General features: G+C 65.3%; 17 protein-coding genes. 14 read left to right on the top strand and 3 right to left on the bottom strand.

The window, feature by feature from the left end; translation table 11 throughout:
* Positions 1-33: 33 nt before the first annotated feature.
* The gene (otsA, locus tag ShzoTeo12_RS13280) at positions 34-1,500 is read right to left on the bottom strand and encodes an alpha,alpha-trehalose-phosphate synthase (UDP-forming) (RefSeq protein ID WP_318910029.1); all 1,467 of its coding nucleotides are present in this window, start codon (positions 1,498-1,500) and stop codon (positions 34-36) included.
* A 308-nt stretch (positions 1,501-1,808) separates the two neighbouring features.
* Between otsA and ShzoTeo12_RS13275 the strand changes: the two genes are divergently transcribed.
* The 10 genes from ShzoTeo12_RS13275 to ShzoTeo12_RS13230 all read left to right on the top strand — a co-directional run bounded on the left by ShzoTeo12_RS13275 (position 1,809) and on the right by ShzoTeo12_RS13230 (position 12,983).
* Positions 1,809-3,125, top strand: a complete 1,317-nt coding sequence (locus tag ShzoTeo12_RS13275; protein WP_318910028.1) for an Nramp family divalent metal transporter — start codon at positions 1,809-1,811, stop codon at positions 3,123-3,125.
* A gap of 116 nt (positions 3,126-3,241) precedes the next feature.
* Positions 3,242-5,191 carry a PrkA family serine protein kinase gene (locus tag ShzoTeo12_RS13270; RefSeq protein WP_119256462.1) on the top strand — a complete coding sequence of 650 codons (1,950 nt, stop codon included), beginning with the start codon at positions 3,242-3,244 and terminating at the stop codon, positions 5,189-5,191.
* A gap of 23 nt (positions 5,192-5,214) precedes the next feature.
* A complete protein-coding gene (locus tag ShzoTeo12_RS13265; protein WP_318910027.1) occupies positions 5,215-6,528 on the top strand; it encodes a YeaH/YhbH family protein in 1,314 nt (437 codons plus the stop codon).
* 9 nt (positions 6,529-6,537) lie between these two features.
* Positions 6,538-8,079 (top strand): SpoVR family protein, encoded by a 1,542-nt coding sequence (locus ShzoTeo12_RS13260; RefSeq protein WP_318910026.1) that lies wholly within the window; start codon positions 6,538-6,540, stop codon positions 8,077-8,079.
* A 346-nt stretch (positions 8,080-8,425) separates the two neighbouring features.
* Complete coding sequence (locus ShzoTeo12_RS13255) at positions 8,426-8,974, top strand: DNA-3-methyladenine glycosylase (RefSeq protein WP_318910025.1); 549 nt, start codon at positions 8,426-8,428, stop codon at positions 8,972-8,974.
* A gap of 78 nt (positions 8,975-9,052) precedes the next feature.
* Complete coding sequence (locus ShzoTeo12_RS13250) at positions 9,053-9,553, top strand: ferritin-like domain-containing protein (protein ID WP_318910024.1); 501 nt, start codon at positions 9,053-9,055, stop codon at positions 9,551-9,553.
* A 212-nt stretch (positions 9,554-9,765) separates the two neighbouring features.
* Positions 9,766-10,005 carry a DUF2934 domain-containing protein gene (locus tag ShzoTeo12_RS13245; RefSeq protein ID WP_119256467.1) on the top strand — a complete coding sequence of 80 codons (240 nt, stop codon included), beginning with the start codon at positions 9,766-9,768 and terminating at the stop codon, positions 10,003-10,005.
* A gap of 84 nt (positions 10,006-10,089) precedes the next feature.
* Positions 10,090-11,592, top strand: a complete 1,503-nt coding sequence (gene glgA, locus ShzoTeo12_RS13240) for a glycogen synthase GlgA (protein WP_318910023.1) — start codon at positions 10,090-10,092, stop codon at positions 11,590-11,592.
* Positions 11,589-12,281 (top strand): Crp/Fnr family transcriptional regulator, encoded by a 693-nt coding sequence (locus tag ShzoTeo12_RS13235; RefSeq protein ID WP_318910022.1) that lies wholly within the window; start codon positions 11,589-11,591, stop codon positions 12,279-12,281. The genes glgA and ShzoTeo12_RS13235 overlap by 4 nt, the downstream gene beginning before the upstream one ends.
* Before the next feature lie 63 nt (positions 12,282-12,344).
* Positions 12,345-12,983 (top strand): UdgX family uracil-DNA binding protein, encoded by a 639-nt coding sequence (locus ShzoTeo12_RS13230; RefSeq protein WP_318910021.1) that lies wholly within the window; start codon positions 12,345-12,347, stop codon positions 12,981-12,983.
* A gap of 3 nt (positions 12,984-12,986) precedes the next feature.
* On the opposite strand, the gene ShzoTeo12_RS13225 is transcribed toward ShzoTeo12_RS13230, so the two are convergent.
* A complete protein-coding gene (locus ShzoTeo12_RS13225) occupies positions 12,987-13,259 on the bottom strand; it encodes a DUF2188 domain-containing protein (protein WP_119256773.1) in 273 nt (90 codons plus the stop codon).
* Positions 13,260-13,382: 123 nt separating this feature from the next.
* Here ShzoTeo12_RS13225 and ShzoTeo12_RS13220 point away from each other — a divergent pair, with 123 nt between their 5' ends.
* Both ShzoTeo12_RS13220 and ShzoTeo12_RS13215 read left to right on the top strand, forming a co-directional pair.
* The gene (locus tag ShzoTeo12_RS13220; RefSeq protein ID WP_318910020.1) at positions 13,383-13,877 is read left to right on the top strand and encodes a BON domain-containing protein; all 495 of its coding nucleotides are present in this window, start codon (positions 13,383-13,385) and stop codon (positions 13,875-13,877) included.
* An 11-nt stretch (positions 13,878-13,888) separates the two neighbouring features.
* On the top strand, positions 13,889-14,056 hold the full coding sequence (locus ShzoTeo12_RS13215) for a hypothetical protein (protein WP_162911356.1): 168 nt from the start codon (positions 13,889-13,891) through the stop codon (positions 14,054-14,056).
* Between the two features lie 3 nt (positions 14,057-14,059).
* Here the strand turns inward: ShzoTeo12_RS13215 and ShzoTeo12_RS13210 are convergent, their stop codons facing one another.
* Positions 14,060-15,130, bottom strand: a complete 1,071-nt coding sequence (locus ShzoTeo12_RS13210) for an ROK family protein (RefSeq protein ID WP_318910019.1) — start codon at positions 15,128-15,130, stop codon at positions 14,060-14,062.
* Positions 15,131-15,237: 107 nt separating this feature from the next.
* Between ShzoTeo12_RS13210 and otsB the strand changes: the two genes are divergently transcribed.
* Together otsB and ShzoTeo12_RS13200 are read left to right on the top strand one after the other, a co-directional pair.
* Positions 15,238-16,050 carry a trehalose-phosphatase gene (gene otsB, locus ShzoTeo12_RS13205; RefSeq protein ID WP_318910018.1) on the top strand — a complete coding sequence of 271 codons (813 nt, stop codon included), beginning with the start codon at positions 15,238-15,240 and terminating at the stop codon, positions 16,048-16,050.
* A 55-nt stretch (positions 16,051-16,105) separates the two neighbouring features.
* The gene (locus ShzoTeo12_RS13200) at positions 16,106-16,546 is read left to right on the top strand and encodes a PPC domain-containing DNA-binding protein (protein WP_318910017.1); all 441 of its coding nucleotides are present in this window, start codon (positions 16,106-16,108) and stop codon (positions 16,544-16,546) included.
* Positions 16,547-16,837: the final 291 nt, after the last annotated feature.

Raw genomic sequence — 16,837 nt, 5'->3', positions numbered from 1 at the left:
ATCGCTTGAGATCAGGCGATTTGCCTGATCTCCCTAGAGGCGATGCCGGCGGGTACCCTCCGGGTCGAGGGTCATGCGATAGCCCGCCGTCTTCGGGGGCGCGGCTGACGGTGCGGTCGTGCGGGCGGTGCCGGAGAGATCGTCGAGGAAGGCGCGGCACCAGGCGAAGACGTCGTTTTCGCGCAGGGTCGCCATCATGCCCTGCCAGCGCTGGCGCCGCTCCTCGAGCGGCATGGCGAGGCCGCGCGCGATGGCCTCGGCCGTGCCTTCGACATCGTAGGGATTGACCAGAACGGCCTCCTTCAACTCCTGCGCAGCGCCGGCGAAGCGCGAGAGCAGGAGGACGCCGGGGTCTTCCTCGTTCTGGGCGGCGACATATTCCTTCGCCACCAGGTTCATGCCGTCGCGCAAGGGGGTCACCATTGCGAGCTTCGCCATGCGGTAGAGGCCGGCGAGGGCCGGGCGGCGAAGCGAGCGGTTGACATAGCGGATCGGCACCCAGTCCACGGTGCCGAGGGCACCGTTGACGCGGCCGGCCTGCTCGGCGACCGTGCGCTGCATCGCCTCGTATTCCGGAACCTCGGAGCGCGATTTCGGCGTGATCTGCAGCAGCGTCACGTGGCGCTGGCTGTCGGGATGGCGCGTCAGGAACGTCTCGAAGGCGTCGATGCGCTGGGTGATGCCCTTGGAGTAATCGAGCCGGTCGACGCCGATGATCAGCGCCTTGCCGTCGAGGCTCTGCAGCATGCGCCTGTGCAGCGTGGTTTCCGACGCGCGCCGCGCAATGCCGGCGAATTCGTCGGTCTCGATGCCGATCGGATAGGGCTTTGCGGTGAAGGCCTGTTCGCCGACCATGAACCGGGTTGTGCCCAGGCGCTTGCCGAGGCCCTGTCGTGCCAGGCAATCGGCGAAGTTCTCCCGATCATGAACGGTCTGGAAGCCGATCACGTCATATTCCGTCAGGCCCTTCAGCAGCTCCTCGTGCACGGGCATGGTCAGGAAGACGTCCGGCGCGGGCCAGGGAATATGCAGGAAGAAACCGATGCGGTTGCGCACGCCCTGCCGTCGCAGCTCCGCGGCGAGGGGGATTAGATGATAGTCGTGAACCCAGATGAGGTCGTCCTCCCGCAGCATCGGCAGGAGGCGGCTGGCGAAGAACCGGTTGACGCGGAAATAGCCCGCCATCTCGCGGCGCCCGTATTCGGCGAGATCCAGCCGGTAGTGGCAGATCGGCCAGAGCACGCGGTTGGCGAAGCCCTGGTAGTATTCCTCGACATCCTGCTGGGTGAGGTCGGTCAGGGCATATTCGATATTGCCCTCCTTCACGCTGGTCAGCGGTCCGATCTCGTCCTCGCCGCAGGAACGGCCGGACCAGCCGAGCCACAGGCCGCCGCGTGCTTCCAGCGCCGTCTTGAGTGCGACCGCCAAACCGCCGGCCGGGGCCGTGCCCCGCTTGTCAGGAACGGGAACGCGGTTCGAAACGACGATCAGACGGCTCATTCTCGGGGCACCAATTCTTTTGGGTGAAGGCGGCCGGTCCCGAAGGACGGGCCTTGCCATTTTTCATTGTGACGGAGGTGAAACACCTCACGGCGGGGAAAGGTTCCACGGTGAAACGGCAGGCGCCGCGATGGGCGTCTGCCGCTCCAGGGACCACTTCACGACAAGCGGGAAGTGCAGAACAAACTGCCGCCGCCCGACATTGTTCCGGCCGAAGAACGGGAAAATTGCGGGGCGGAACTTCCCGCAAGGGCTGGAGTTACCGCCGTCACGCGGTCTGGAGCCGCAATGGCAAAAGGCATTTTCATATGAGCGAGACGGTCCTCAGGCCTTCGGCGATTTCAACGGAAAAACCGGCGGAACGACCGGAAGAGAAGAAGGCGCCGCCGCTTCTCAAGCAGCTCGGCCCCGGCCTCATCACCGGCGCGGCCGACGACGATCCGAGCGGGATCGCCACCTATTCGCAGGCCGGGGCGCAGTTCGGCTTCAGCCTGCTCTGGACGATGCTCCTTTCCTATCCCCTGATGTGCGCCATCCAGATTGTCAGCGCGCGGATCGGGCGCGTCACGGGTTGCGGCCTCGCCGCCAATCTGCGGGGCATCTGGCCCCGGCCGGTCGTCTTCCTGCTGATCGTGCTGCTGTTTGCCGCCAATACGATCAATATCGGCGCCAATCTCGCCGCGATGGGGGCCTCGGCGGAACTTGCGACGGGTGTGCCGGGGCGGCCGCTGGCGATCGGCTTTGCCATCCTTTCCCTGCTGCTGCAGGTCTTCGTGTCCTACCATCGCTATGCGAGCTACCTGAAATGGCTGACCATGGTGCTGCTCTCCTATGTCGCGGTCCTCTTCGTCGTGAAGGTCGACTGGGGCGCGGCGGCCTATGGCCTGTTCGTGCCGACCATCGGCAAGGGCGGCGACAGCTTCACCGTGATCGTCGCGATCCTCGGCACGACGATCAGCCCCTATCTCTTCTTCTGGCAGACCAGCCAGGAGGTGGAGGAGATCGAGGAGCACGAGGATGCCCGGCCGCTGAAGCGCGCGCCGCGCCAGGCGAAGCGCGAATTAAAGCGCATCCGCCTCGACACCTTCGTCGGCATGGCCGTCTCCACGCTCGTCGCCGTGGCGATCATCATGAGCACCGCCGCCACGCTGCATGCGAGCGGCAAGACGGATATCGGCACGGCGGCGGATGTCGCCGAGGCTTTGCGGCCCATTGCCGGCGACTTCGCCTTCGTGCTGTTCAGCCTCGGCATCATCGGCACGGGCATGCTTTCCATTCCGGTGCTCGCCGGTTCGGCCGCCTATGGCGCCTCGGAATGCTGCGGCTGGGAATGCGGCCTCGACAACAAGCCGGGCCAGGCCGCCGGCTTCTATGCCGTCATCGCGGCGGCGACGCTCTTCGGGCTAGTCATGGAGTTCCTGCCGATCGACCCGATCAAGGCGCTTTTCTGGAGTGCTGTCATCAACGGCTTCGTCGCCGTTCCCATCATGGTGTCGATGATGATGGTCGTCAGCCGCAGCGCGCAGATGAAGCAGTTTACCGCTTCTCCGCTGCTTCTTGTGGTTGGCTGGGCGGCCACCGGGGTGATGGCGCTGGCCGCCGGCGCGATGCTGATCTTTCACTGATCCGCATCGCGTTGAACAAATTGTGTTTTGTCCGTCATCGCGGGAACAAAATTCGGTGCGGATTCGTTGCTATGCATAATCGCAGGGATTGCGTCCGGCGAGTGCAGGAGGGTTCCATGAGAACCACAGGCAGCGATGTTTTCGATCTCTTTTCCGAAACCTACGCAAGCAATGCGCGGGAAGAGATGAGCCTCCAGGAATATCTCCTGGCGTGCCGCGAGGACCGGAGCCTATACGCCACCGCCCCGGAGCGCATGGTGGCCGCCATCGGCGAGCCGCAGCTCATCGATACCAGCGCGGATGAGCGGCTCGGGCGGATCTTCGCCAACCGCACCATCAAGATCTATCCCTCCTTCTCCGATTTCTACGGCATGGAAGACACGGTCGAGCGGATCGTCGGCTACTTCCGCTATGCCGCGCAGGGGCTTGAGGAGCGCAAGCAGATTCTCTACCTGCTCGGCCCGGTCGGCGGCGGCAAGTCGTCGCTCGCCGAGCGCCTGAAGAAGCTGATGGAAGAGCAGCCCATCTATACGCTCGCCATCGACGGCAAGGTCAGCCCGGTCTTCGAATCGCCGCTCGGCCTCTTCAGCCGCGAGCGGATGGGTGATCTCCTCGAAGAAAAATACGGCATCGCCAAGCGCCGGCTCACCGGCCTCATCTCGCCTTGGGCGACGAAGCGGCTGGACGAGATCGACGGCGACATCTCGCGCTTCAGCGTCGTCAAGCTGATGCCCTCGCGCCTGCGCCAGATCGCCATCGCCAAGACGGAGCCCGGCGACGAGAACAACCAGGACGTCTCCGCGCTCGTCGGCAAGGTCGATATCCGGCAGCTGGAAAACTTCAGCCAGGCCGATCCCGACGCCTATTCCTACAGCGGCGGCCTCAACCGCACGACGCAGGGCCTCCTCGAATTCGTCGAGATGTTCAAGGCGCCGATCAAGGTGCTGCATCCGTTGCTGACGGCCACGCAGGAAGGCAGCTACAACGGCACGGAGAATTTCGGCGGCTTCCCCTATCAGGGCATCGTGCTGGCGCATTCGAACGAATCCGAATGGCTGCAATTCAAGCACAACAAGAACAACGAGGCTTTCCTCGACCGCATCCTCGTCGTGAAGGTGCCCTATTGCCTGCGGGTGACGGAAGAGCGACAGATCTACGAGAAGCTGCTCCGGGAAAGCGAGCTCGCGGACAGCCCCTGCGCGCCCGAGGTTCTCTCCAATCTAAGCCGCTTCACCGTCGCCACGCGCCTCGCGCCGCACGAGAATTCGCCGATCTATACCAAGATGCGCGTCTATGACGGCGAGAACCTCAAGGATACCGATCCCAAGGCGAAGTCGCTCCAGGAATACCGCGATGCCGCCGGCGTCGACGAGGGCATGACGGGCATCAGCACGCGCTTTGCCTTCAAGGTGCTGTCGGAGACCTTCAACTACGATACCAAGGAGGTGGCGGCCGATTCCGTCCATCTCATGTATATCCTGGAACAGGCGATCCGGCGCGAGCAGTTCCCCAAGGAAGTCGAGGCGCATTATCTCGATTTCATCCGCTCGGAACTGGCAGCCCGCTATGCCGAGTTCATCGGCCACGAGATCCAGAAGGCCTATCTCGAATCCTACAGCGAATACGGCCAGAACCTCTTCGACCGCTATATTGCCTATGCCGATGCCTGGCTGGAGGATCAGGACTTCAAGGATCCCGATACCGGGCAGATCCTCAACCGCGAAATCCTCGACAGCGAACTGTCGCAGATCGAGAAGCCCGCGGGCATCGCCAATCCGAAGGATTTCCGCAACGAGGTCGTCAAGTTCACCCTGCGCGCCCGCGCCCGCAACGGCGGGCGCAATCCCTCCTGGACGAGCTACGAGAAGCTGCGCGAGGTCATCGAGAAGCGCATGTTCGGCCAGGTGGAAGACCTTCTGCCGGTCATCAGCTTCGGCTCGAAGAAGGACAGCGCCACCGAGAAGCAGCACGCCGAATTCGTGCAGCGGATGACCGAGCGCGGCTATACCGTGCGCCAGGTCCGCCGGCTCGTCGACTGGTACATGCGCGTCAACAAGGCCGGCTGATGCCGGCCCCCCGGGGGTGAGCCATGCCGCATTTCATCGATCGCCGGCTCAATCCCAAGGACCGCAGCCTCGGCAATCGGCAGCGTTTCCTGAAAAGGGTGCATGACGAGCTGAAGCGGTCGATCCGCGACCAGGTGAAGACCGACCGGATCGCCGACGTGGATGCCGCCCATGGCGTGCCGGTGCCCCGGCGCGGCGCCGACGAACCGACGTTCCGGAATTCCCCCGCCAGCGGCCAGCGCGACTATGTGTTGCCCGGAAACGAAACCTTCTCGCCCGGCGATCGGCTGGGAAAGCCGGATGGCGGTGGCGGCGCGGGTGGCCGCGGCCCGGGGCGCGGCGAGAGCGACGACGAATTCCTGTTCGTCCTTTCTCGCGAGGAGGTGCTCGATCTCTTCTTCGAGGATCTGGAACTGCCCGACATGGTCAAGCTCAACCTCAAGGAAACGGTGACCTACAAGCCCCACCGCGTCGGCTTCACGACCAGCGGCACGCCGAGCAACATCAATGTCGGCCGCACCATGCGCAACAGCTTCGGCCGGCGCATCGCGCTTCGCCGGCCGAGCGAGAAGGAGTTCCTGACGCTCGCCGCCGAGATGGCCGCGCTGGAGGGCGAAGCCAATCCGACGCAGCAGCAGCGCCGCCGGCTGGCACTGGCGCGCGAGGAGATGGAAAGGCTGGAGCGGCGGCGCAAGCGCATCGCCTATGTCGACCCCGTCGACGTGCGCTTCAACCGCTTCGAGCGCCAGCCGATGCCGAATGCCAGCGCCGTGATGTTCTGCCTGATGGACGTCTCCGCCTCGATGGGCGAGCGCGAGAAGGACCTCGCCAAGCGGTTCTTCGTGCTGCTCCACCTCTTCCTCAAGCGCCGCTACGAGCGCATCGACATCGTCTTCATCCGCCACACCGACGAGGCGCGGGAGGTGGACGAGGAAACCTTCTTCTTCAGCCGCCAGAGCGGCGGCACGATCGTCTCGACCGCGCTGGAGGAGATGCAGCGCATCATCCTCGACCGCTATCCCTCCAACCTCTGGAACATCTATGCCGCGCAGGCCTCCGACGGCGACAATGCGGCGGGCGATTCCGAACGCTGCGCGCAGCTTCTGCGCGACGAGCTGATGAAGCTTTGCCAGTATTATGCCTATGTCGAGATCATCGACGAGCGGGAGAGCGAGATTTTCGGCTCGACCGACAACGGCACCTCGCTGTGGCGGGCCTATCGCACCGTCGACGGCGCGGCGCCGCATTTCCAGATGACGCGCATCGCCCGGCCGGCGGATATCTATCCGGTTTTCCGCAAGCTCTTCGCCCGCCAGCCGGTCCAGCTTCGTCGCTAGGGGGATCATATGGCAAGACGCGGCGCCTCTTCCCTGCTGTTCGACGGATCCGAATGGAGCTTTGCGACGCTCTCGCGCGCCTATGACGCCATCGAGGCCATAGCGCTCGGCGAGATGGGGCTCGACGTCTATCCCAACCAGATCGAGGTCATCTCCTCCGAGCAGATGCTCGACGCCTATTCCTCCGTCGGCATGCCGCTGATGTACCAGCACTGGTCCTTCGGCAAGCGCTTCGTCTTCGAGGACCATCTCTACCGCAAGGGGCGCCGGGGCCTCGCCTATGAGCTCGTCATCAATTCCAATCCCTGCATCACCTATCTGATGGAAGAGAACACGATGCCGATGCAGGCACTCGTCACCGCGCATGCCGCCTTCGGCCACAACCATTTCTTCAAGAACAACTATCTCTTCCGCCAGTGGACGGATGCCAGCTCCATCCTCGGCTACATGGATTTCGCCAAGAAATATGTCGCGCGCTGTGAGGAGCGGCACGGGACCGCCGCCGTGGAGGATATTCTCGATTCGGCCCATGCGCTGATGGATCAGGGCGTCTTCCACTATCGCCGCCCGCCGCGGCTTTCCTCCGAAAGGATCACCGAGCGGGCGCGCGAGCGGCTGGAATACGAGGAGCAGACCTATAGCGACCTCTGGCGCACCCTGCCCACGGCCGGCGGCAATGCCGATATGGAAGAGGCGGAGGAGGAGGCGCTGGAGCGCAAGAAGGCGCTGAACCTGCCGGAGGAGAACCTGCTCTATTTCCTCGAAAAGCACAGCCTGATCCTGGAGCCGTGGCAGCGGGAGCTGTTGCGCATCGTCCGCGTCATCGCGCAGTATTTCTATCCGCAGGCCCAGACCAAGGTGATGAATGAGGGATGCGCGACCTTCGTCCACTATTTCATCATCAACCGGCTCTTCGACCAGAAGAAGATGAGCGAGGGCGCCATGCTGGAGCTCTTGGCGAGCCACGCCAATGTGGTCTTCCAGCCGAGCTTCCACGATCCGCGCTTCGGCGGCATCAATCCCTATGCGCTGGGTTTCGCGATGATGCAGGACATCGAGCGCATCTGCACGGAGCCGACGGCCGAGGACAGGGACTGGTTCCCCGACATCGCCGGCAACGGCGACTGGCGGGGAACGCTGCTCGACGCCTGGGAGAACCACCGGGACGAGTCCTTCATCCTGCAATATCTGAGCCCGGCGCTGATCCGCAAATTCCGCCTGTTCCATCTGACGGACCGGTCCACCGACCGGTTCTGCGAGGTCGCCTCCATCCATGACGAGCGCGGCTATTCCGCCGTGCGCACGGCGCTCGCCCGCAGCTACGATCTCGGCGCCAACCGGCCGGATATCGAGGTGGTCGACGTCGATCTCCTCGGCGACCGGCAATTGAGGCTGAGGCATACCGTCAAGAACGGCGTTCTGCTGGAGGAGGCGGACCGGGATGCGACCCTTGCCCATATCCGCCGCCTCTGGGGCTACGATGTCAGCCTTGCCGGCGTCGCGGCGTCGAGCGGGGCGGTTCTCTACGAATGCTCGTCGCGCGATCTCTAGAGTGTTTCCGCTTTTCTCCGAATCGCGAAAACGCTCTAACTCTTTGTTTCGTCGCATTTCCGGACGCAAAACCGCTTCGCACTTTTGCTGGAAATGCTCTAACCATGGCGGCTTTGTACGATCCCGTACGCAGCGGGGAAAGGTTCGCGCGCGGCTTTCCCTCCCGCGCCTCCGGTGGCAGGTTCCGGCTTCCCGAAACGGGAGGGTGCGGCCGCCTTGCGGCCGGGCGGATTCTCAAGCGTGTCCGTCGCCGAGGCTCCCCCGAGTCCCGGCCGCCCGTTTTTCTCCATGGATCGCCAGGCCGCGGGCGTTGCCCGCTGCGCCGGTGCCGTTCTAGGATCATGGCATGGCCCTGAACCGATCCTTCTTCGCGCGCGATGCCGTCGATGTCGCGGCCGATCTTCTCGGCGTGCTGCTGCTCGTCGATGGTGTCGGCGGCATCATCGTGGAAACCGAGGCCTACCGCCGCGACGACGAGGCCTCGCACAGCCATCGCGGGCCGACGCCCTCCAATGCCGCGATGTTCGGCGATGCCGGGCGGGCCTATGTCTACCGCTCCTATGGGCTGCACTGGTGCCTGAATTTCGTCTGCGAGCCGGGCAGCGCCGTGCTGCTGCGCGCCCTGGAGCCGACGGAAGGCGTCGAGACCATGATGGCGCGGCGCTCGCTCGCCGTGACGCGGCGGCTTTGCGCCGGGCCGGGCAATCTCTGCAAGGCGCTTGCCGTCGGCGGCGGAATGAACGGCCTTTCCCTCTTCGAGCCGCCCTTCCGCCTGGACCTGCCGGTCGAGCCGCCCGTCTCCACCTCCGGCGTGCGGATCGGCATCAGCAAGGCGGCGGACCGGCCGTGGCGCTTTGCGGTGCGGGGTTCTCCCTATCTCAGCAAGCCGATCTGAACGTCTCCGTCCCACGTGGAACATTCGGGCATGCCCCCGAGTTCGAGCATCCGTTCCCTCATACCCATGGAGACATCAATGGCTACCGAGAAGACACTGGATGACCTGTTCCTCGATACTCTCAAGGACATCTACTATGCGGAAAAGCAGATCCTGAAGGCGCTGCCCAAGATGGCGCGGGCAGCGCAGTCGGAGGAGGGCAAGCAGGGCTTCCTGCATCATCGCGACGAGACGCAGGGGCAGATCGAGCGGCTGGAGGAGGTCTTCGAACTCCTCGGCAAGGCGCCCCGCGGCAAGACCTGCGAGGCGATCCAGGGCATCATCGCCGAGGCCGAGGAGATCATGGAGAGCTTCAAGGCCACCCCGGCGCTCGATGCGGGTCTCATCTCCTCCGCGCAGGCGGTCGAGCATTACGAGATCGCCCGCTACGGCACGCTGATCGCCTGGGCAAAGCAGATCGGCCTCGACAAGGCGGTTCCGCTCCTGCAGGCCAATCTGGAGGAAGAGACCGCGACCGACAAGAAGCTGACGAAGCTTGCCGAATCCTCGGCCAATGCGAAGGCCAAAAAGGCGGCCTGACCGTCTGCTTGGAGGCGGCCCCGGCGGGCCGCCTCCGGTCGCGCGGGCAGGCGGGAAGATTTTCGTCAAACCCGATTTTTTCCGGGAACAATCGACGGACAGGCCGGTTGATGGGTTGCAGGAAATTCCCGCCACACGATGACGGCCCCAAGCCGTCCAGAAGAAAAAGTCGGCGGGCGTTGACGCCATCAGCTCAGAAAAGGGACGCTCTCATGGTCGATTTTGAAGATCTCGTTCGCAGCGAAGCCTATCGCATCTGGGAAACGGAAGGCTGCCCCGACGGCCAGCATGATCGCCACTGGCAGATGGCGGCCGAACGGGTGAGGGAGGCACACTCGCCCACGCGGGCCGAGGCTCCCGTCGTCCCCCTTCCGCTGAAGCGCGTGGCGCTGTCGGCGCGTCGTGGCAAGCCGCGGCCGTCGGTGGCGGTCGAGCTTCGCGCTTCCGCTTGATCCTCCCCGTGGACCTGCGCCCGGCAGCGATGCCGGGCGCTGATGCGTTTCTCGTCCTTCGCGCGGAGTGTCACCTGACGGGCCATGAACGTTCTGTCGACTGTTTCCGAGGTTTTTCCTCTCATCAAGACCGGGGGATTGGCGGATGTCGCGGGGGCTCTCCCCAAGGCGCTGCGGTCCCATGGCATTCTGGTCTCGACGCTCGTGCCGGGCTATCGCGCGGTGCTGGAGCATCTGCCCCGGCGGTCGCCGGTGGCCCGGCTCGACGGCCTGCTCGGCCACGATGCCGTCCTGTCGCGGGCCGAGGCCGACGGGCTCGACCTGCTCGTGCTCGAAATCCCCGAGCTCTATGACAGGCCGGGTGGCCCCTATCTCGATGGCGAAGGGCGAGACCACCCGGACAACTGGCTGCGCTTTGCGGCCTTTTCGCTCGCCGGGGCAAGGCTCGCGCTCGGGGAGGTGCTGGCGGTGCGGGCGGATATCGTGCATGTCCACGACTGGCAGACGGCGCTCGTGCCGGTCTATCTGCGCTATGCGTTCCGCAGCTCGCTTCCGGTGGTCTGCACCGTTCACAACCTCGCCTTCCAGGGGCAGTTCTCCTTCGATATCGCCGGCCGGCTCGGCCTTCCCGACGCAGCCTTCGGCATCGAATGCCTCGAATATTACGGCGGCGTCGGCTTCCTGAAGGGCGGGCTGCTCTCGTCCGACGTGGTGACCACCGTCAGCCCCACCTATGCGCGGGAAATCCTGTCGCCGGAGCTCGGCATGGGGCTCGACGGCGTATTGCAGACGCGGCGCTCGGCGCTTTACGGCATCGTCAACGGCATCGATTCCGATATCTGGAATCCGGCCTCCGATCCGCTCGTTCCCCGCCGCTACGATGCGCGCTCGCTGCCGCGCCGGCAGGCAAACCGCGCGGCGATGCTGTCGCATTTCGGTCTCGGGGATGCCGGCGGGCCGCTCTTTGCCGCGCTGACGCGCCTTGCCTGGCAGAAAGGCGCGGACATGATTCCGGATGCCGCCGAGGAAGTCGTGCAGCATGGTGGCCAGTTCGTCGTCTGCGGCCAGGGCGATGCGGCGATAGAGGACGCGCTCAGGGACTGCGCCCGGCGCCACCCGGACCGCGTTGCCGTGCATATCGGCTACAGCGAGGAACTCGCTCATCTCATCGTCTCGGGCTGCGACGTGCTGGTGCAGCCGTCCCGCTTCGAGCCCTGCGGCCTTACCCAGCTCTATGCCATGCGCTACGGCGCCATTCCGCTGGTCGGGCGGACGGGCGGGCTCTCCGAAACCATCATCGACGCCAACGAGGCGGCGATGGCGCGGGCCGTCGCCACGGGATTCCAGTTCCACCCGATCGAGCCGCACAGTTTCCGCGAGGCGGTGCGCCGCGCCTGCGAGGCGTTCGAGGATCGCGAGGCTTGGGCCAGCCTGCAGCGGCAGGCCATGAAGGCGGATTTCTCCTGGGATCGCAGCGCCTTCCAGTATGCCCAGCTTTTCGAGGCGCTGCAGGCGGCGTGGCAGGCGACGGCCGGCCTGCTGCCGGCCGAGCCTGAGCAAATTCCTTCCGGGTGGACGGGGCCATGACGCGGCAGAACAGGCTTCTGGCGGCGCTCGGCCCGGAGGAGCGCGATGCCCTCCTGTCCCTGATGACCGATGTGGCCCTGCCGCAGGGGCTGGAACTCTCCCAGCCCCTGTCGCCGATCGACCATTGCTACTTTCCGCGCACGGGGATCATCTCGACGGTGGTGGTGTCGCCGACGGGCAAGCAGGCCGAAATCGGCATCATCGGGCGGGAAGGCATGTCGCCGTCCTCCGCCATCCTCGGGACGGACAGCAATCCGTTCCGCACGGTCATGCAGGTGGACGGGCATGGCTTGCGCATCCGGCGGGAGGATTTTCAAAGGCAGGTCGAGGCGCGGCCCGCCTTGCGCGCCGTCATGCTGCGCTGGGTGCAGGCCTTTTCCTGCCAGGTCGCCTTCACGGCGCTTTCGCAGGCCGTCGATCATGTCGACGAGCGCCTCGCGCGCTGGATACTGATGTGCCACGACCGGGTGGACGGCGACCGGCTGGCCCTGACGCACGAATTCCTGGCGGTGATGCTCGCCGTCCGGCGGGCGAGCGTCACGAACGCCCTGCATGTGCTGGAAGGCAACGGCTTCATCTATTCCCAGCGCGGCATCGTCGTCATCCGCAACCGCGCGGCCCTCGAAGCCTTCGCGGCGAATTCCTATGGCGAAAGCGAGCGGGAATATGCCCGCCTCTTTCCCTCGTGACGTGAGGAACAACCGGCAGGCTTGCGGATTGAAGGGGGGCAGTCATCCGCTGGGAATACGGTCATGCTGAAGAAGGCGAGCACGCCGGCGCCGGCTTTTCAGGAACACGCGCAAGGCGATATTGAGGAGATGCACGCCGCGGCGGCGGAATGCCGGCGCTGCGACCTCTACCGCGAGGCGACTCAGGTCGTTTTCGGCGAGGGCGCGAAGCGGGCGCGGGTGCTTCTCGTCGGCGAGCAGCCGGGCGACCGGGAAGACCAGCTCGGCCATCCCTTTGTCGGCCCGGCCGGGCGCTTCCTCGACGGATGTCTCGAGGAGGCCGGCATCGACCGTTCCGCCTGCTATCTCACCAATGCGGTCAAGCATTTCAAGTTCAAGCGCTTCGGCAAGCGGCGCATCCATGAAAGGCCGAATACCGGCGAGGTCCGGCAATGCGCCTGGTGGCTGGGCGGCGAGATCGAGCGGCTGAAACCGGCGCTCCTCGTCGCGCTGGGCGCGACCGCGACCTTCGCTCTTCTCGGCAAGCGCCACGCCGTCACGGCGGATCGCGGCCGCATCGTCGAGACGGAAAGCGGCGTGCCGACGCTGATCACCGTCCACCCTTCCGCGCTGCTGCGCAGCCGCGGCCGGCCCGATGCCGAGCAGGAGCGCGGCCGCTTCGTGGCGGAACTGCGCAAGATCAGGCCGTTTCTCGAAAGCTGAGCGTCAGGCCGGCGGGTCGTCCGTCGCCGTTTCGGCGCTATCCTCCACCTCGGTCTCCGGCCGGTCCCGCCCCGCCGCCACCTCGTTGTGCCACCGGCCATCTTCGTCCTCATAGGAGATGAAGCGGTCCTCGTCGCTTCTTTCGTGCCGTTCGGCCGCAAGGCGGGCGGCCGCGAGCGCTTCGGCATGATTGGGGAATGTCTCGGAAAAGACGTCGTCCAGCCGGTAGGCCCAGCCGTCTTCGTGCGGCACGACATGATAGGTGATTGGCATGATGCGCTCCCTGGTTGTCTCGATGCGGAAGAAACCGGCCTTGCGGCAAATGGTTCCGGCACGGCGGAACAATGGGCGGGCGGATCGGTTCGAACCTCTTCAGGCATACAAGCGACGGAGATGACGATGAACGGCCGCAAGCAAGCCCCCCGCGAAGACGACTTTCGCGATTACGAACAGCGCGACATCCGCGACGGCTGGCCCTATCCGGACAATGACGGCGACCTGAATGACGGGAAGAACGCGCCCTACGGCGCGCCGGGGACCAATTTCGACGCGCGCGACAACAAGGGCGTGGAGGTCGAGGCCGATCCCGACCTGCGGGACGTCGACGGCGCGCCCATGCCGTTTTCCGACGGGAACGAGGAGGCGATCGCCGACGACGACCTCGAGGCGCGCATCATGCAGACGCTCGAGGACGACGAGCGGGTCGATCTCGACATGCTGGAAATCACCATCCGGGACGGTGTCGCCGAACTGGACGGGGCGGTCGACAGCGAGGACGACCGGCGCCATCTCATCGGGCTTCTGCGGCGGGTGAAGGGGCTGCGAGACGTGCGGGCGGAGGGCTTGCTGGCGCGCGGCGTCGACAGCCATGTCCCGCGCGATGTCGACGAATAGAGGAGACCGTCATGGCCATCATCCCCAACGAGCCCAATCCAGGTCCGACGCCGGTGCCGGACCTTCCGCCCATCGACAAGCCGACGCCGCCGATCAAGGAGCCGGAGCCCGACCGCCTGCCCGACGAGGAACCCAACCCCAATCCGGACGAGAACGACGATCCTCCAAAGCACATATAGGTTTCAGACGTCGGTGCGGGAAAAGCTCGCATTGCCGAGGCCCGTGCCGATCGTCACCGCGGCCCAGTTATCGACATCCGCCATGCGCGGCAGCTCTGAAAGCCCCTGCACGACCGCATCGTTGTGCATGATGATGAAAGTGGGCTCGCCGGCGATCTCGGGGATTGCCTTGCGCAATGCGTCGGGCAGGTTGAAATGCGTGCTTTCCCAGTTGCCGCCCGGAAGGTTCTGCCCGCCGCGGGCGATGGCGCCGTCCGGCGCGATGATGCCGGGGCAGCCGATGCCGATCACCGGGGCGAGCGCTAGCTTGGCTTTTTCCGCCTTGCCGATCAGCGTCCCGATCATGTCGACGAGATATTCGATGGTGGCGGTGCGGCGGGGCTCGTCGTCGGCATGGCGCCACAGTTCCGATTTCCAGACCTTCGCCTTGGAGAAATCCGGCTTGTCGTCGAGGTTGAGCTTGACCACGCCGGCGCGGATGTTCGTGCCTCCGATATCGACGGCGAGTATCGCGTCATGGCCCTTCAGCATCCAGGAGGGGATGAGATGCACCGCGCCGATGAGCCCGGCTTCGTCGGGGTGATGGGAGATCGGCACCAGCTTCAGCTTCAGGCCTTCGGCATTGAGGAGAAGCTGCGCGCGGGCGATCGCCATCAGGCCCGATTTGCTGTCGCTGAAACCGCCGCCGACGGCGATCTTCGTCGTCCCCTGCCAGTCCTTTTCCTTCATGTAGCGGGCGAGGATGGCGGCAAGGTCCTTGGCGAAGTCGTCTATCGCGGCGAGCACCAGCGCGGCGGCATCCGAGGTCTCGTCCTTGAGGAGAGCGTCGATGTCCTTCTTCGACAGGTCCTCCGTGGCAACGTCGCCGAGGGGGTCCTCGCCGCCTTCGCGCACCCGCCGGCGCCAGCCGTCGATGGCGTCGCGGAAGGCGGATTTGTTGGCCTGGTCGCCGATGAAGCCGTTGCGGTCGCGCAGCTCCAGATTGCAGCTCCTGACCCGTACCGCGGGCAGGTCGGTCGCCCCGTGGGCGATGGCGGGATGGTACTCCTCGGCTTTCGCGCTCTGCTTTCCCATATCGCCTCCCACCGGTTCCAGAACTGCGAAGTGAGAATGCGGCGGGGTAAAACTTGTTCCCAGATACCCCCTTGCCGCCCGGCAAATGCGATCTACTTGCAAGACCCATGAGCGAACAGGAAAAATTGCAGCCGACCGATGCGGCGACCCGTCACCTCGTCCGCCGCCTGATCGACGAGCCGGACCGTTGGGCGCTCTTTCTCGACATCGACGGAACGTTGCTGGACCTTGCGACGACGCCGGACGCCATTCAGGTTCCCCTGTCCCTGCCGGTCGACCTTGCCGCGGTCTCGGGCCGCCTCGGCGGCGCGCTGGCGCTGGTGACGGGCCGGAGCCTCTCTTATGCCGACGGGCTCTTCGCACCGCATCGCTTTCCGATCGCCGGTCTGCACGGCGCGGAGTTCCGGGCGGCCGACGGGGCGACCTCGGCGGTCGAGCAGACCTCCGGCTTCGACGCGCTCAAGCGCCGGCTGGTCGAGGAAACCGCCTGGATGGAGGGCGTGCTGATCGAGGACAAGGGCGCGGCGGTCGCGGCGCATTACCGGCTGGCGCCGGCTTACGACACCGCGCTCGAAAAGATCATGCGCGATTTCGCGGAGGCGGCGGGGCCGGCCTGGGTGCTGCAGCCCGGCAAGATGGTCTTCGAGATCCGCCCGTCGCGGGCCGACAAGGGCGAGGCGGTCGCCTCCTACCTGGAGCAGCCGCCCTTTCTCGGCCGGTTGCCGGTTGCCGTCGGCGACGACCTGACGGACGAATCGATGTTCGCGCTTGCCAATGCGCGGGGCGGTCAGTCGATCCGGGTGGGCTCGCTCTCGACGGCGACCTGCGCCCTTGCCAAGTCCTCGTCGCCCTCGGCCATCCGCTCGGCACTCGCGACCATCGCGGCGGCGGGCGCCCGGAAGGAGGCCGCGGCGTCCTGAGCCGGGGAACCGGATCGGTTCTCGCGCCTTTCCCTTCGACGAAGGGAGGCGAACGATGCAGCACAAACTTCTGGCAAGCGATGCGGGCGAGCGCACCTTCATCCTCGTTCTCGAGGAAGGGGACGAGGCCTTTTCCTGCCTGACCGGGTTCGCGAAGCGCGAGGGCGTGACGGCGGCCTCGATTACCGCCATCGGCGCCTTCCGGGCCGCGACCATCGCCTTCTTCGAATACGAGACGAAGAATTACAAGAAGATACCCGTGGAGGTGCAGTCGGAGGTGCTGAGCCTGATCGGCGACGTCGCGCTCGACGACGACGGCCAGGCGAGCCTTCACCTGCATGTCGTGCTCGGCCTTTCCGACGGCAGCACGAGGGGCGGGCATTTCCTCGAAGGCCATGTGCGCCCGACGCTGGAGGTGGTGCTGCGCGAAACGCCGGCCAGGCTGCGCCGCCGGCACCGCAGTGATCTCGGCATCGCCCTGATCGACGTGAGTTAGGCTGTATTGACGATTAACTATCTAATCCAGATGGTTATGGCGGCGATGAGGGCGAAGCCTCGGAAGTTCGCGGGCAGCTTGTCGTATCACGTTGCGACGCGGCGGAGCCGTTTGAATTTGGCAAAGAAGCGCTCAATGAGCTTCGTTTCTGTAGATGCGCCAGTCGCAAGCATGAGGATGCCTTCGTTCGGCCATGGCGGAGTAGCCGCAACAGCTCCGCCATCGCGAATGGTGTCGTGGAAGTAGCACCGCTCAGCTTACCCGCATCCATGGGTGACCTTCAAAAGCCGG

Source organism: Shinella zoogloeoides (assembly GCF_033705735.1).
Classification (GTDB): Bacteria; Pseudomonadota; Alphaproteobacteria; order Rhizobiales; family Rhizobiaceae; genus Shinella; species Shinella zoogloeoides_A.
This window is presented reverse-complemented; position numbering and strand designations above follow the sequence as displayed.